9 protein-coding genes and 1 riboswitch are annotated in these 14,763 nt (G+C 70.8%); of the genes, 4 read left to right on the top strand and 5 right to left on the bottom strand.

Annotated elements, in window-relative coordinates; genetic code table 11:
* Positions 1-79 precede the first annotated feature (79 nt).
* The gene (locus F0L68_RS30280; RefSeq protein WP_149853268.1) at positions 80-1,066 is read right to left on the bottom strand and encodes a malate dehydrogenase; all 987 of its coding nucleotides are present in this window, start codon (positions 1,064-1,066) and stop codon (positions 80-82) included.
* Positions 1,067-1,191: 125 nt separating this feature from the next.
* On the opposite strand from F0L68_RS30280, the gene F0L68_RS30275 reads away from it, so the two are divergent.
* The gene (locus tag F0L68_RS30275) at positions 1,192-2,085 is read left to right on the top strand and encodes a patatin-like phospholipase family protein (protein ID WP_149853267.1); all 894 of its coding nucleotides are present in this window, start codon (positions 1,192-1,194) and stop codon (positions 2,083-2,085) included.
* 51 nt (positions 2,086-2,136) lie between these two features.
* On the top strand, positions 2,137-4,968 hold the full coding sequence (locus F0L68_RS30270) for a P-loop NTPase fold protein (protein WP_149853266.1): 2,832 nt from the start codon (positions 2,137-2,139) through the stop codon (positions 4,966-4,968).
* 4 nt (positions 4,969-4,972) lie between these two features.
* Here F0L68_RS30270 and F0L68_RS30265 read toward each other — a convergent pair whose 3' ends face one another.
* On the bottom strand, positions 4,973-5,680 hold the full coding sequence (locus F0L68_RS30265; RefSeq protein ID WP_223199264.1) for a DJ-1/PfpI family protein: 708 nt from the start codon (positions 5,678-5,680) through the stop codon (positions 4,973-4,975).
* Positions 5,681-5,811: 131 nt separating this feature from the next.
* Here F0L68_RS30265 and F0L68_RS30260 point away from each other — a divergent pair, with 131 nt between their 5' ends.
* Complete coding sequence (locus tag F0L68_RS30260; protein ID WP_149853265.1) at positions 5,812-6,792, top strand: GlxA family transcriptional regulator; 981 nt, start codon at positions 5,812-5,814, stop codon at positions 6,790-6,792.
* Between the two features lie 49 nt (positions 6,793-6,841).
* On the opposite strand, the gene F0L68_RS30255 is transcribed toward F0L68_RS30260, so the two are convergent.
* A complete protein-coding gene (locus tag F0L68_RS30255) occupies positions 6,842-8,575 on the bottom strand; it encodes an NRAMP family divalent metal transporter (RefSeq protein WP_149853264.1) in 1,734 nt (577 codons plus the stop codon).
* 130 nt (positions 8,576-8,705) lie between these two features.
* Positions 8,706-8,873: riboswitch (M-box (ykoK) riboswitch) on the bottom strand.
* Positions 8,874-9,262: 389 nt separating this feature from the next.
* On the opposite strand from F0L68_RS30255, the gene F0L68_RS42740 reads away from it, so the two are divergent.
* On the top strand, positions 9,263-9,436 hold the full coding sequence (locus tag F0L68_RS42740) for a hypothetical protein (RefSeq protein WP_188316910.1): 174 nt from the start codon (positions 9,263-9,265) through the stop codon (positions 9,434-9,436).
* 103 nt (positions 9,437-9,539) lie between these two features.
* Here F0L68_RS42740 and hrpA read toward each other — a convergent pair whose 3' ends face one another.
* Together hrpA and F0L68_RS30245 are read right to left on the bottom strand one after the other, a co-directional pair.
* Positions 9,540-13,448: an ATP-dependent RNA helicase HrpA gene (hrpA, locus tag F0L68_RS30250; RefSeq protein ID WP_149853263.1), complete on the bottom strand. Its 3,909-nt coding sequence runs from the start codon at positions 13,446-13,448 to the stop codon at positions 9,540-9,542.
* Between the two features lie 136 nt (positions 13,449-13,584).
* Entirely contained in the window at positions 13,585-14,694 is a 1,110-nt protein-coding gene (locus tag F0L68_RS30245; protein WP_149853262.1) for a low temperature requirement protein A, read from the bottom strand.
* Positions 14,695-14,763 lie beyond the last annotated feature (69 nt).

Below are 14,763 nucleotides of genomic sequence, written 5' to 3'. Positions count from 1 at the left end.
GAACGACGAACGGGCACCCGGCCGTCTGCCGGGTGCCCGTCACGCGGTGCTGTCGCGAGAAATCAGCCGTCGCGAGAAATCAGATGAGGCCGAGCTGACGCACGGTGTCGCGCTCCTCGGCGAGCTCGGCGACCGAGGCGTCGATCCGCGCACGGGAGAACTCGTCGATCTCCAGGCCCTGCACGATCTCGTACCGGCCGCCCCGCGAGGTCACCGGGAACGAGGAGATCAGGCCCTCCGGCACGCCGTAGGAGCCGTCGGACACCACGGCGGCCGAGGTCCAGTCGCCCTCGGGGGTGCCGTTGACCCAGGTGTACACGTGGTCGACGGCCGCGCTGGCCGCCGACGCCGCCGAGGACGCGCCGCGCGCCTCGATGATCGCCGCGCCGCGCTTGGCCACGGTCGGGATGAAGGTCTCCCGCAGCCACTCGCCGTCCACCTGCTCGGCGGCGATCTTGCCGTCGACCTCGGCGTGGAACAGGTCGGGGTACTGGGTGGCCGAGTGGTTGCCCCAGATGGTGATCTTCTTGATGTCGGTCACCGGAACCTGGAGCTTCGCGGCGACCTGGGCGATCGCGCGGTTGTGGTCCAGCCGGGTCATCGCGGTGAAGCGGTCGGCCGGCACGTCCGGCGCGTGCTGCTGCGCGATGAGCGCGTTGGTGTTGGCCGGGTTGCCGACCACCAGCACGCGGATGTCGTCGGCCGCGCCCGCGTTGATGGCCTCACCCTGCGGCTTGAAGATGCCGCCGTTGGCCTGGAGCAGGTCGCCGCGCTCCATGCCCTTGCCGCGCGGGCGGGCGCCGACCAGCAGCGCGATGTTGGTGCCGTCGAACGCCTTGTTGGCGTCGTCGGTGATGTCGATGCCCTTGAGCAGCGGGAAGGCGCAGTCGTCCAGCTCCATCGCGGTGCCCTCGGCGGCCTTCACCGCCTGCGGGATCTCCAGCAGGCGCAGCTTCACCGGGGTGTCAGGCCCCAGAAGCTGGCCCGAGGCCACGCGGAACAGCAGCGCGTAGCCGATCTGGCCGGCCGCACCGGTGACGGTGACATTGACAGGAGCCTGAGCCATGACGTTCTCTCCTACCGACGGGACAAGTTCGTCCGCGATGTTAACCGCGTCCCCCGCACGCCCATGAGCCGGTCCGGCCAGCGCGTTGGCCGTTCGTGACGCGGTCCACATGCGACGATGCCCGGGTGCGCCCGATCTCCCTGCCGGCACCGGTCGGCTTCGTCCTCGGCGGGGGCGGCAGCCTCGGCGCCATCCAGGTCGGCATGCTGCGCGCGCTCGCCGAACGCGACGTCGTGCCCGACCTGGTGGTCGGCACCTCGGTCGGCTCGGTGAACGGCGCGCTGCTCGCGCTCGACCCCGCCGCGGCCCCCGCGCGGCTGGCGGCGATCTGGGCGCGGATGACCAGGAGCCGGGTGTTCCCCGGCGGCCCGGTCAGCCAGCTGCGGACCCTGCGGCGCGGCCGCACCCACCTGTTCCGTAACACCGGGCTCGCCGAGGTGCTGGCCGAGGGACTGTCCGGGGCCCGCGACTTCGCCGAGCTGCGGCTGCCCTTCGGCGCGGTCGCGGTCGACGCGCACACCGGGCTGCCGGCGCTGCTGCGGTCCGGCCCGCTCGTCCCCGCGATCCTGGCCAGCAGCGCGATTCCCGGCATCTACCCGCCGGTGCACCTGGCCGGCCGGGTGCTCTACGACGGTGGCGTGCTGGCCAACGTCCCCATCCGGCAGGCGCTGGCGATGGGCGCGCGTTCCCTGGTGGTGCTGGACTGCACGTTCCCCGGCCACCTGCCGACCGTGCCGAGGACGCTCGCCGAGACGCTGCTGTTCTGGGCCACTCTCGGCATGCGCAACCAGGCCGTGCTGGAGGCCGACCTGGCCGCCGCCGCGGTGCCCGTGGTGTACCTGCCGGGGCCACCGGTGCAGGCAGTCACACCGCTGGACTTCGGCCACACCGCCGAGCTGGTGGCCGCCTCCTACGAGGCGTCCGGATCGTTCCTGGACGAACTGCGGGTGGCCGGCCCTGGGCTCTACGGCGGGCCGGCTGGGCCCGCGCCGGAACTGGATCGCGACTTCGGCGACTGATCGCCGAGGAAATGGTCACTGAGGAAATGGCGACCGCGCTAGATTGCCTCGGTGGCACTGCGTGACAACGGAGAGCACAGCACTGAGGAATTCGCGTACACCGCGCTCGGCAGAATCGGCAGAATCCAGTACGGCATCGGGTTGACCGACGAGCCGTGGCGACTCGACATCGACGTCATCGTCCTGTCGGTCGGCGGCACCCTTGGCGTGCTGGGATCGGCGGTCAGAGCTCAGTTTCCCCAGGCCGCGTGGGATGCGATCCCCTACGGTTCGATCACCGCGGACAACCCACGCCTGCTCGACCTCCTCGCCCCGGACTCCGCTGGTGACGAGTCCGCTGACCAGCGGCTGCGGGCGGTGCTCGTGTCGCCGCACGCCACCGGCGACGATCTCGATCCCGTCGACCTCCGTTCGATCGGTCGCGCGACAGCGGCCGCCGTTCGATCCGCCGCCGACCTCGGCGCCAGGAGCGTCGGCATGCCGATCATCGGCACCGGAGCCCTCGGCTTCTCGATGGCCGAAACCGCCGACGCCGCCGTGGCCGCCGCGATCGGCGCGTCCGCGGAGGTGCCGGAGCGGAGCCAGCTTCGCCGGTTGGTCTTCGTCTGCCGGGACCAGGAGGACGCCGCGGCGATCCACGCGAGTTGGTCCAGGGCGAAGTTGGCCGTTCCGCCGTCCGAACTGGCCGGCGGGGTGTCCAGCGACCTCGTCGACCCCAACACCGGTATTCCGCTCGCGCGAGATCAACTCGACCTCGCCCCGTATGTGTCCATGCTCGCCACGGTCATAGCGGACAGCCGGACTCCGACGCCGCTGTCGGTGGGCGTGTTCGGCGAATGGGGGTCGGGCAAGAGCTACTTCATGGGTCTGCTCAGGGGGCAGGTCGACGCGTTGACCACGTCCGGCAACGCCGGCTACTGCGCCGACGTCGTGCAGATCGGCTTCAACGCATGGCACTACGCCGACAGCAACATCTGGGCGAGCCTTGGTGACGAGATCTTCCGGCAGCTCGCCGGGCCACATCCGACCGCGCAGGACCGCCGCAGCCAGTTGCGCGCAGAACTGGCCAAGCGGCTCGACCAACGCAAGGAGTTCGAGGCCGCGACGCAGCAGGCCAAAACGACGGCGGCCGAACTACAGGCCGAACTGAACGACGCGGCGGCGCACCAACGGCTCTCGGCGCGTGACCTGGTCACGGTGTTGCGGGCGTCGCCGGAGTTCGCCGCCACGCTGGACGCGCTGTGGCGCCGACTCGGCCTCCGCAGCGAGGCCGAGCAGGGCGCCCTGCTGGCCGAACAGATTCGCGGCGTCGTCGGCGAGGCTGCCGCGCTGCGCCGCCTGCCGCGCGATCGGCTCGGCCGGACCACGCTGGCGGCCGCGCTGGTCATCCTGCTCACCGGCGTCCTCGCCGTGGCGCTCGCGCCCTCGGCCAGGGAGTGGCTGTCGGGTGTGGCCGCGCTGTTCGCCCTGGTGTCCGGGACCGGGCTCACCATGCTCGTCCGCGCCAGGTCGGCGCTCCGTTCGCTGCGCGCCATCGCGGAGCAGCTCAGGGTCGGCGCGGCCAGCACCTCGGCGGCACGGATCACCCCGGACATCGCCGAGAAGTTGCGCGCCCTGCACGAGGCGGAGGCCGACCAGCTGGTGACCGAAGCCCAGCTGACCGAGGTCACCAGCCACATCGGCGAACTCGGCAGGGAACTCACCGAGCTGATGCCGGGTCGACGGCTGTACACGTTCCTCGCCAACCGCGCGCGAGGCGATTCCTACACCCGTGATCTCGGCCTTGTCTCGACCATCCGCAAGGACTTCGAGGAACTGGTCGCGCTGATGGCCGACTGGCGGGCGAACCCGGAGGTCGGCGACCAGCACCGCGTCGCGGTCGACCGCATCGTCCTGTACGTCGACGACCTCGACCGGTGCGGCCCCCGACAGGTCGTCGAGGTGCTCCAGGCGGTGAACCTGTTGCTGGCGCTGGATCTGTTCATCGTGGTCGTCGGGGTGGATCCCCGATGGTTGCTGCGCTCGCTGCACAGCCACTACGCGGACGTCCTCGACGACGGCTCGGCGGATTCCGACCCAGCGGGGGATGGCCTTCGGGTCACGCCGGAGGACTACCTGGAGAAGATCATCAACATCCCGGTGGTCCTGCCCGGCATGCACTCCGGCAGCCTGCACCGCCTGCTGCGCGCGATGGCCGAGGACACCGCGACACCGCAGGCGGCCGCCGCACCGGACCCGCCGGAGCCGGGGGCCGACCGGCCGTCGGGGCGGGGCGCCGACATCGAAAGCCTGTCGTCCCTGCCCATCGAGGGCGGTTCGGAGATCGCCGGCCAACGTCGACAGGGCGGCGGGCCGGAGGCCCCGCACCCCCTCACCGAACCAGAGCTTTCCCTGCTGTCCGCACTCGATCTCCTGGTCGACACACCGCGCAAGGCCAAACGCCTGTTCAACCTCTACCGGATGGTGCGGGCCACCCGGGACCTCGCGCCGGCGTCCCGGTTCCTCGGCGACGACGGCCGCCCCGGCGAGTACGAGGCGGTCGCCGTCCTGCTCGGACTGCTGACGGCGCACGCTCGGCTGCTCGCACACACGGTCGACAGCGCCCCGGACCCGGCGAACGCGGTCGATGGCGGCCTGGCGCACCGATCCGGCGACTCGTCCTGGCCCGAGTTCGTCGCCGACTTCGAGCCGCGACGGCATGACCGAGGCTGGGCCAACGGGATCGCCGGAACGCTGCCGGAACGCGACGTGGCGGAGTGGTCCAGGCTGCACCGAGGGCTGGTGCGCGCGTCCGAACGCGTGACCATGACGACCGTGACGGACCTCCAGACCTGGGTGCCGAGGATCCGGCGGTTCTCCTACGCCCTGGCCCCGCGGCCCTGACCGCTCAGGCGAGCAGCCGGTCCCGCAGCTCGGGGTGGTCGGCCAGGGCCTCGCCGATCCACCCGGCGACCATCGGCCGGTAGGACGGGATGTCCACGGCGGACCAGTCCAGCGGGCCGTGCGGCGGCTGCGGGTCGTACTCGACGAACAGCTGGACCTGCCTGGCGATCTTCGCTCCCGCCAGGCGCTCCACCAGGTGCAGCGCGAGGTCGATGCCGGCCGAGACGCCCGCCGCGGTGATGATCTGCCCGTCATCCACCCAGCGCTCCGCGACGGGGGTCGCGCCGAACTTCGCCAGCAGGTCGCGCTGGGTCCAGTGGGTGGTGGCGCGGCGCCCCTCCAGCAGCCCGGCGGCGGCGAGCACCAGCGAGCCGGTGCACACCGAGGTGACGAACCGCGCGGTGCGCGCGGCCACGCGCAGGTAGTCCAGCAGCACCGGATCGGCCATCGCCCGGTACGTGCCGGCCACACCGCCGGGCACCAGAACCAGGTGCGGCTCGGGGACTTCGGCGAAGGTGTGGCTGGCGGTGAGGCCGGCCGGGGTGTCGGTGGCCATCGGGCTGGTGTGCTCGGCGACGACGACCGTGCGGAAGCCGAGCCCGAACTGGTCGAGGGCGGCGAGCACCTGGAGCGGGCCGATCAGGTCGAGCGCGGTCGCGCCCGGGTAGAGCACGAGCGCGAGGGTCCTGGTCTCGTCGGTGACGCTGGTCACGAAACTGCTCCCGTCCTTGGTGGTGTGGGTACGCGGACCACCGTCGCGGCCCGGTCCCCCGCCGGACAACGAGAACGGCCAGGCAGGTCCGAAATCCTGTGATCACGGTCTGCCGGACTATCGTGCGGAGCGTGCAGCAGACACCGCGACGCGTCGTGATCGTCGGGTACGAGGACGCTGAACTCCTCGACATCGCCTGCCCGACCGACGCGATGGACGCCGCGAACCGCTACGGCGCGCGGCCCGCCTACGACCTGTGCCTCGCCTCCCTCGGGCAGCGGCCGGTGCGCTGCGTGTCCGGGCTGACCCTCGCCGCGCAGGCCTCGCTCGAACGGCTCGCCGGCCCGATCGACACGCTGATCGTCGCAGGCGGGATGGGCCACGAGGCCGCGGCGGCCAACGCTTCCCTCGTCGCGCACATCCGGCGCCTGGCAAGGGAAAGCCGGCGGGTCGCGTCGGTGTGCAGCGGCGCGACGGTGCTCGCCGCCACCGGACTGCTGGACGGGAGGCGGGCCACCACGCACTGGATGGTCGCCGACCAGTTCGCCAGGACCTACCCGCGCGTCACCGTCGACCCGTCGCCGCTGTACATCCGCGACGGGGACGTCTACACCTCGGCGGGGGTCACCAGCGCGCTCGACCTGACCCTCGCGCTGATCGAGGACGACCACGGGCCCGACCTGGCCAGAAACGTGGCCAGGGTGCTGGTCACCTACCTGCACCGGCCGGGAAACCAGGCCCAGGTCAGCATGTTCATCGCGGGACCGACACCGGAGCACCACCTCGTGCGCGCGCTGGCCAACCACATCAACAGCAACCTGGACGGCGACCTCGGCACGGTCGCGCTCGCCGCGCGGGCCGGCGTCAGCACCCGCCACCTGACCAGGCTGTTCGACGCGCACGTCGGCACCACCCCGGCCCGCTACGTGCGGTCCAGCCGGGTCGAGGCCGCCGCGCACCTGCTGGTGTCGACGAGGCTGCCGCTCGGCGCGGTGGCCCGCCGCTGCGGGTTCACCACCGGCGAGACGCTGCGCCAGGCATTCCTCGACCACTACGACGTGGCCCCATCGGCCTATCGGTCGCTGCACACCAGGTCGGGGACGGCGCGATGACGGCGCGTCCCGGCCGCACACGGCGGCCGGGGCGGCGGCTGATGTCGAGTCAGTTGACGGCAAGCGCCAGCTGGGTGACCTTCACCGCGACCAGCACCACGGCGATCACCAGGTAGCCGCGCAGCGTCAGCAGCCCGGCCTTGCGCAGCGGCGAGAACGCCGGACGGTCCAGCGTGTCCAGCGCCGGGGTGCGCCACGCCATCCTGTCCTGCCACAGCAGCGCCCTGCGCTCCTTGCGGGACAACGCCTCCACGGCGTCCTCCGCCAGGTCCTCGACCTCCTCGGGGTCCAGCCCGCCAAGCGCACGCGCGGTCGCGGCCGTCTCCCTCCGCACCGCGGCGCGCCGCAGCAGCCAGACCGCGACGCCACCGAGCACGCCGATCGCCGCGCCGACGCCGAAGCCGATCTTCAGCGCGGAGATGTCCAGGTCGGGGAAGAAGGTCGCCGCGGTCAGCGCCAGCGACAGCAGCACCAGCGACCACACGATCACGCCTGCCACGACGTTCTGCCTGACGCTGTTGACCCACGGCCCGAGGACGGCCCTGTCGTTGCACAGCAACACGAGGAACACCGTGGCCGAGGGCAGCAGCACGCCGGCGAGCGCCTGCACGCCCTGGGTGATCAGGCCGAGCGGCGCGCCGGGGATCAGCACGATGGACGCCGCGACGCCAAGCAACAACGCGTAGCCGACGTAGAACATCGGCGCCTGCCGGACCTTCCAGTGCAGCGAGTGCCGCTTCTTGAACACATCGCCGAGGGTGTAGGTGGTGGCGAGGCCGACCGCGTTCGCGCCGATCAGCGAGGCGTCCAGCAGGATGATCGCGAAGATCACCCCGACCGCGCGGCCCGAGTGCTGCTCGAGTCCCGTCGCCACACCGGCGTTGTCGGTGAAGTTGCCGAGCAGGTCGGGCGCGAGGCCGAACGCGGCGGCGGCCATCAGGCAGACCGCGCCGATCATCACGATGCCGATGCCGAGCCACAGGTCGACCCGCTCGTAGCGGATCCAGCGCGGGGTGATCCGCTTGTCGACCACGTTGGACTGCTGGAAGAACAGCTGCCACGGCGCGACGGTCGTGCCGACGATGGCGACGATCAGCAGCAACAGCGTGGAGTTCAGGCCGCCGGGGAAGCTGGGCACGAAGCCCTTCGCGATCTCGCCCGCCTTGGGACCGGCCAGCAGCGCCATCGGGATGACGAGGATGTTCAGCGAGATCAACACGAACAGGAAGCGTTCCCAGCGACGGAACGAGCCCATCGCGACCATGCCGAACAGCAGCACGGCGGCCAGCGGGACGGCGACGTACTTGGACAGGCCGAGGAACTCCAGCGCCATCGAGACGCCGATGAACTCGGTGACGATCGTCAACGCGTTCACGACGAACAGGTCCGCGACGCTGAACGCGCCCCAGAATCGGCCGAACCGCTGGAAGATCAGCCGCGCGTGGCCGACGCCGGACACCGCGCCGAGCCGGACGACCATCTCCTGGTTCACGTAGAGCACGGGGATCAGCAGCGCCAGGGTCCAGACCAGGCCCATGCCGTAGTTCTGGCCGGCCTGGGTGTAGGTGGCCACGCCGCCGGCGTCGTTGTCGCCGACCATCACCACGAGGCCGGGCCCCATGATGACCAGCAGGGTGCGCAGCCGTTGCCAGAACGTGCGCCGGGAACCGGTGTCGTGCTGCCTGATCGTGCCGAGGGCGCCGACGATGTCGCCGACGTGCGCCGTGTCCAGCGCCGCCGAGCTCGCGTTGGTCGGGGCGGCGCGATTGGTCCTGAAGCTCATTGGTCTTTCCCTTTCGAGGGACCCGGCACACGACACGGGTTGCCGGGCGCAGCAAACACACCACGGCGTGTTCATGCCGTGGTTGAAGGGATTTCTACGCTTTCGGTCCACAGTGGATGGTTCGGTGTGACCGACACCTCCACGTCAGAGCTTCGGCACTGCACGTCGTATCCCTTGCGGGAAGCCACTTTGGGTCACCCCTTAGGCCGGGGAGACCTGTCCTGACCCTGGGCGTCTCTCGACGTCGTAAGATCAGTGGCCTGTATCCGTGCAGAAGCCTCACCGAACGAGGTGTCAGCGGTGAGCAGTAGACACCCCGCCAACTTTGGTTGTCAACCGAACGTGTGACAGGCGACGGCCGCCCGGGATGCCCGCCCTGCCAACGGATCCGCGCGGGGAGGTCACCCGAGCGCCGCGACGCCGCTTCAATGCTTGCGTAATCGCTTGACAATCTGTGCGGCCAGGCGCATCATTGACGCCAGGCCGTGTCAGCCGAATGCGGCGGCACGCAGTCCAGACGCTGAACTTTGTCAGCGCTGCTCACGTGAAGGGAGGTGGCGGGAATGAGTCCCGGCCGAAGTAGCAGCCGTCCGATCCAGCAGCCGGACCCGATCCCGTCACCGGTGCCTCCCATCGTCAGGTGAGGCCGGGGGCGGCAGTTCGGCACGCCCCGCAAGGAGTCTCGCCATGACCTTCTTCACCTTCGCAGCCACCCGCCGCACCTCGGCGCTTCGCGCGCTGCTGTCCGCCCGGCCGACGCGGCGGTCCGCCCCCGTCGAGCACAACGACCAGCTCCGCGCCGGGCAGCCCACGCGACACCAGCCGGCCTTCATGACCATCGCGCACGGCGGCCGGATCTAGAAAACCCCGTGCACACAGCGTTTCCGGTTCGCGGCACCGACACCAACCCGGCGCCGCGAACCAGGGCGCGCCGACAAGGGGCGAACCCCGGCCGGCGGCCAAGCTAGAAGACGATGTCGTCCATCGCCTTGTAGATCCGCTTGTCGGACACCGGTTTCGGCGTGCCGAGCGACTGCGCGAAGAAGCTGACCCGCAGCTCCTCGATCATCCACCTGATCCGCCGCAGCTCCTCGCCGTCGGCGTGGCCGGCCGGCGCCTGCGCGACGAGCTCCAGGTAGGCCTGCGTGACGTCCTCGACCTGGTACATCCAGTCCTGGTCGCGGCGCGGGTTCTCCGGCAGCTTCTCCAGCCTGCGCTCGATCGCTCGCAGGTAGCGGGCGACGTCGGGCAGCCGCTGCCATCCAGTCTCCGCGATGAAGTCCTTGTGCACCAAGGCGGCGAACTGCGCGCGGACATCGGCGACCGCGGGCGCCAGGGCGGTCCCTGACGCGCCGGCCAACTGCCGCTCGACGTCCTGCGCGGCCGCCAGGATCCGCTGCACCTTGGCCACGACGTCGAACACCGTGTCGGGCAACCCGACCCGGACCGACTCGCGCAACCGGTCGAACGCGGCCTGCTCCCACACCGGCCCCCCGGCGTCGGCCACCAGCTTGTCCACCGCGCACGCCACGCAGTCCTCCAGCAGCGCTGCCACGCCACCGTGCGGGTTGCGGGTCAGCACCAGCTTCGCCGTGTTGTCCAGCGTGCGCGCGACGAGCTTCACCGGCGACGGCACGTTCAGCATCAGCAGCCTGCGGGTGCCAAGCCACATCGCCCTGCGCTGCTCGATCTCCGTGTCGAACATCCGGATCGCCACGCTGGCACCCTCGTCGACCAGCGCCGGGTATGCCGTCGCCTGGTAGCCGGCGACCTCCTGCTGGTAGGTGCGCGGCAGCGACCCGAAGGTCCAGGCCGTGAGCCCGCGCCGCTCGATGCTCTCCGCCGCGGCCGACAGGGTGGCCCGCACCTGCGCCTTGAGCCGGACCTTGAGCGCGTCGAGGTCCTTGTCCTGCGCCAGCGTGCGGTCGGTCTCGTCGACCACCTGGAAGGTGATCTTCAGGTGGTCGGGCACCTTGCTCAGATCCCACGCGTCGCGCGGCACCACCGCGCCGCCGAGCTGACGCAGCTCGCGCTCCAGCCCGTCGAGCAGCGGCTCGTCCTGCGCCATGCCCTGGAGCGCGGCCCTGGCGTAGTCGGGCACCGGGACGAAGTTGCGGCGCAGCGGCTTGGGCAGCGACCTGATCAGCGCGACCACCAGCTCCTCGCGCAGCCCGGGCACCTGCCAGGTGAAGTCGTTGCCGGCCACCTGGTTCAGCACCGCGAGCGGCACGCGCATCGTCACGCCGTCGGCCTGCGCGCCCGGCTCGAACTGGTAGGTCAGCGGCAGCCGCAGGCCCTCACGCTGCCACTCGTCGGGGAAGTCGCCCACGCTGACCCCGTCGACCGTCTCGTTGACCAGCATCGAGCGGTCGAAGGTGAGCAGGTCCGGCTGGCTCACCTTGGTCTTCTTCCACCAGGTGTCGAAGTGCCGCGCGGACACCACTTCCTTGCCGACCCGCTGGTCGTACAGCGCGAACAGCGTCTCGTCGTCAACCACGATGTCGCGCCGCCGCGCCCTGGTCTCCAGCTCCTCGACCTCGGCGAGCAGCTCGCGGTTGTGGTGGAAGAACTTGTGGTGCGTGCGCCACTCCCCCTGCACCAGGGCGTGCCGGATGAACAGCTCGCGGCACAGCTCAGGTTCGACGCGGCCGTAGTTCACCTTGCGGGCCACCACGATCGGGATCCCGTACAGCGTGACCTTCTCGTTGGCCATCACGGCGCCGCGGTTCTGCTCCCAGTGCGGCTCGCTGTAGTTGCGCTTGACCAGGTGCTCGGCCAGCTTCTCGATCCACTCGGGCTCGATGCGGGCGGCGATGCGGCCCCACAGCCGGGAGGTCTCCACCAGTTCGGCCGCCATCACCCAGCGCGGCGGCTTCTTGAACAGCGCAGAGCCGGGGAACACGGCGAACCGCGCGTTGCGCGCGCCGACGTACTCCTGCTTCCGCTCGTCCTTGAGCCCGACGTGCGAGAGCAGCCCGGCCAGCAGGGACATGTGCACGCGCAGCGGTTCGGCCGGCGCGCTGTTCAGTGTCACGCCGAGGGTCTTGGTCACCTGGCGGAGCTGGCTGTAGATGTCCTGCCATTCGCGGACCCGCAGGTAGTTCAGGAACTCAGCCCTGCACAGCCTGCGGAACCGGTTGGACGACAGCTCCTGCTGCTGTTCCTTGAGGTACTGCCACAGGTTCAGGTAGGCGAGGAAGTCGGAGTCCTTGTCCACGAACCGCGCGTGCTTCTCGTCGGCGGCCTGCCTCGACTCGACCGGCCGCTCCCTCGGGTCCTGGATGGACAGGGCAGCGGCGATGACCATCACCTCGTGCACGCAGCCGTTGCGGTCGGCCTCCAGCACCATCCGCGCGAGCCTGGGGTCCACCGGCAGCTGCGCGAGCTTGCGGCCCTGGTCGGTCAGCCGCTTGCGGACGTCGGGCTGGTCCGGGTCGAGCGCGCCGAGTTCCTGGAGCAGGTTCACGCCGTCGGCGATGTTGCGTTTGTCCGGCGGGTCGATGAACGGGAACGCCGCGATGTCGCCAAGGCCGATCGCCGTCATCTGGAGGATCACCGAAGCGAGGTTGGTGCGCAGGATCTCCGGATCGGTGAACTCGGGGCGGGACAGGAAGTCGTCCTCCGAGTAGAGCCGGATGCAGATGCCCTCGGACACGCGGCCGCAGCGGCCCTTGCGCTGGTTGGCCGACGCCTGCGAGACGGCCTCGATGGGCAGCCGCTGCACCTTGGTGCGGTGGCTGTAGCGGGAGACGCGCGCCGTGCCGGGGTCGACCACGTACTTGATGCCGGGGACGGTCAGCGAGGTCTCCGCGACGTTGGTCGCCAGCACCACCCTGCGACCGGTGTGCGACTGGAACGCGCGGTGCTGCTCGGCGGCGGACAGCCGCGCGTACAGCGGCAGGATCTCGGTGTTGCGCAGGTCCAGCTTGCCAAGCGCCTCTGCGGTGTCCCGGATCTCGCGCTCGCCGCTGAGGAACACCAGCACGTCGCCCGGCCCCTCGGCGGACAGCTCGCCGACGGCGTCGCAGATGGCCTGCGTCTGGTCCCGGTCCGGGTCGGCGTCGGGGTCGTCCGGGTCGACGATGGGCTGGTAGCGCACCTCGACGGGGAAGGTGCGGCCGGAGACCTCGATGATCGGGGCGTCGCCGAAGTGCCTGGCGAACCGCTCTGGGTCGATGGTCGCCGAGGTGATGATCACCTTGAGGTCGGGGCGGCGCGGCAGGAGCTGCCTGAGGTAGCCGAGGATGAAGTCGATGTTCAGGCTGCGCTCGTGCGCCTCGTCGATGATGAGCGTGTCGTACTGCTCGAGCATGCGGTCCTGCTGGAGTTCGGCGAGCAGGATGCCGTCGGTCATGAGCTTGACCAGGGTGTTGTCGCCGGCCTGGTCGGTGAAGCGGACCTTGTAGCCGACGGTGGAGCCGAGCTGTTGGCCCAGTTCCTCGGCGATGCGCTCGGCGACCGTGCGGGCCGCGAGCCTGCGCGGCTGGGTGTGGCCGATCAGGCCGCGCACGCCCCGGCCAAGTTCGAGGCAGATCTTGGGCAGCTGGGTGGTCTTGCCCGACCCGGTCTCGCCGGCCAGGATCACCACCTGGTTGTCCCGGATCGCGGCCAGGATGTCGTCCTTGGCCTGGCTGACCGGCAGTGACTCCGGGTACTTGACGGCCGGCACGCTGGCGCGGCGCTGCTCGATCCGCTGTGCTGCCGTGTCGATCTCGGCGGCGATCGCGTCGAGGATGGCCTGGCGCGCCTCGGGGGACCGCGCCTTTCTGGTGCCCTCCAGCCGCCGTCCGAGGCGGCGCTCATCGCGGAGCGTCAGCGTGGACAGGCGTTCTTGCAGGTCAGCGAGCGAGGCTCGCACAAGCGGCGTTCCCATTGTGAACCAAGGATAGGCAATAGCCGCGCATTCACCGCGTCGTTTACCGGTGCGGTCACCCGAGCCGTGACTCCGGTCACAGGGGGCGGGCAGCGGGTGTTCTACGTGGTGCGCGCGGCCCGGCCGGTCTGACGGCTCAGATCTGGCCGGCCCGGTGCACCCGGACGTGCTCGACCAGGTTGAGTGTGCCGAGCACAACGACCAGCACGACCAGCGCGGCGAGCGCGGGCACCAGGGTCGCGGCGGGCAGCAGCGCCAACACCACCGCGGCGGCGGCCAGGCGGGTGGACGCCACCTTCCGGAACATGCGCCACCTGGTGTAGCCGAACGAGGCGAGGTACAGGGCGCAGCCGCCGAACAGCAGGCCGGCGATGGCGCCGTTGAGGTGCGCGAGCGGGTGCGCGACGGCCTCGGCCATGCCCACCGCCACCGCGATGATGCCGGCGATGAACGCGAGATGCCCGTAGGACAGCACCTGCCGGAGGATGTCGGTCTGCACGGCCGCGGTCTCCATCGCGTGCCGCACCGCGCTGGCCGCGAACACGAAGTACACCCACCACAGCCCGCAGACCAGCGCGAAGGCCGCCATCACCGCGAACACCACGTCCCCGCCCAGATGCGCGGACGAGGCGGCCGGGGCGCCGATCGCGACCACCGACTCGCCGAGCGCGATGATCACCAGCAGGCCGAACCGCTCCGGCAGGTGCGCCGGCTCGAAGTGCAGAGACAGCAACCGCGTGCGCAGCAGCATCGGCGTGGCCAGGTCGACGACCGCCGCCAGCGCCCAGACCGCCACCCGCACCGGGTTCGGCAGCAGGCCGCCGACCAGCAGCAGCGGCCCGGACACGCAGACCGCGACGGTGTACGGAGTCAGCGTCACCGGCTGATTCCGGAACAGCAGGACCGCGAGGACGACACGCAGCCCGAGGTAGGACGCGCCGAACAGCACGCCCCGGTCCCCGTACGCGGCCGGGATCGCCAGCGCCATGAACAGCGCGCCGAGCCCTGCGGCGAAGATGCCCAGCCGGTCGACCGGATTGTCCACCTCGTGCGTGTTCGCGTGGACACTCGTGCCCACCCACGCCCAGTAAACCGGCACGAACAGCACCAGCGCGCGCCCGACCCCGGCCCACGAGTGGTCGACGTGCAGCAACGCCGAGGTCTGCGTGACGGCGAAGACGAACACCAGGTCGAACAGCAACTCCGCCCAGGTGACGCGCTTCTCGCCGACAACCGGTTCCGACACACACGCCCCCGAGGTCCGTTCAACCGTTCGGCGGCATTGTGCACACCGGATGCCCGCCGCGCGTGCGAC

Origin of the sequence: Solihabitans fulvus, assembly GCF_008386585.1 — a bacterium.
Classification (GTDB): domain Bacteria; phylum Actinomycetota; class Actinomycetes; order Mycobacteriales; family Pseudonocardiaceae; genus Solihabitans; species Solihabitans fulvus.
The sequence above is the reverse complement of the archived record's forward strand: the minus strand, read 5'-3'. Positions and strand labels throughout refer to the sequence as shown.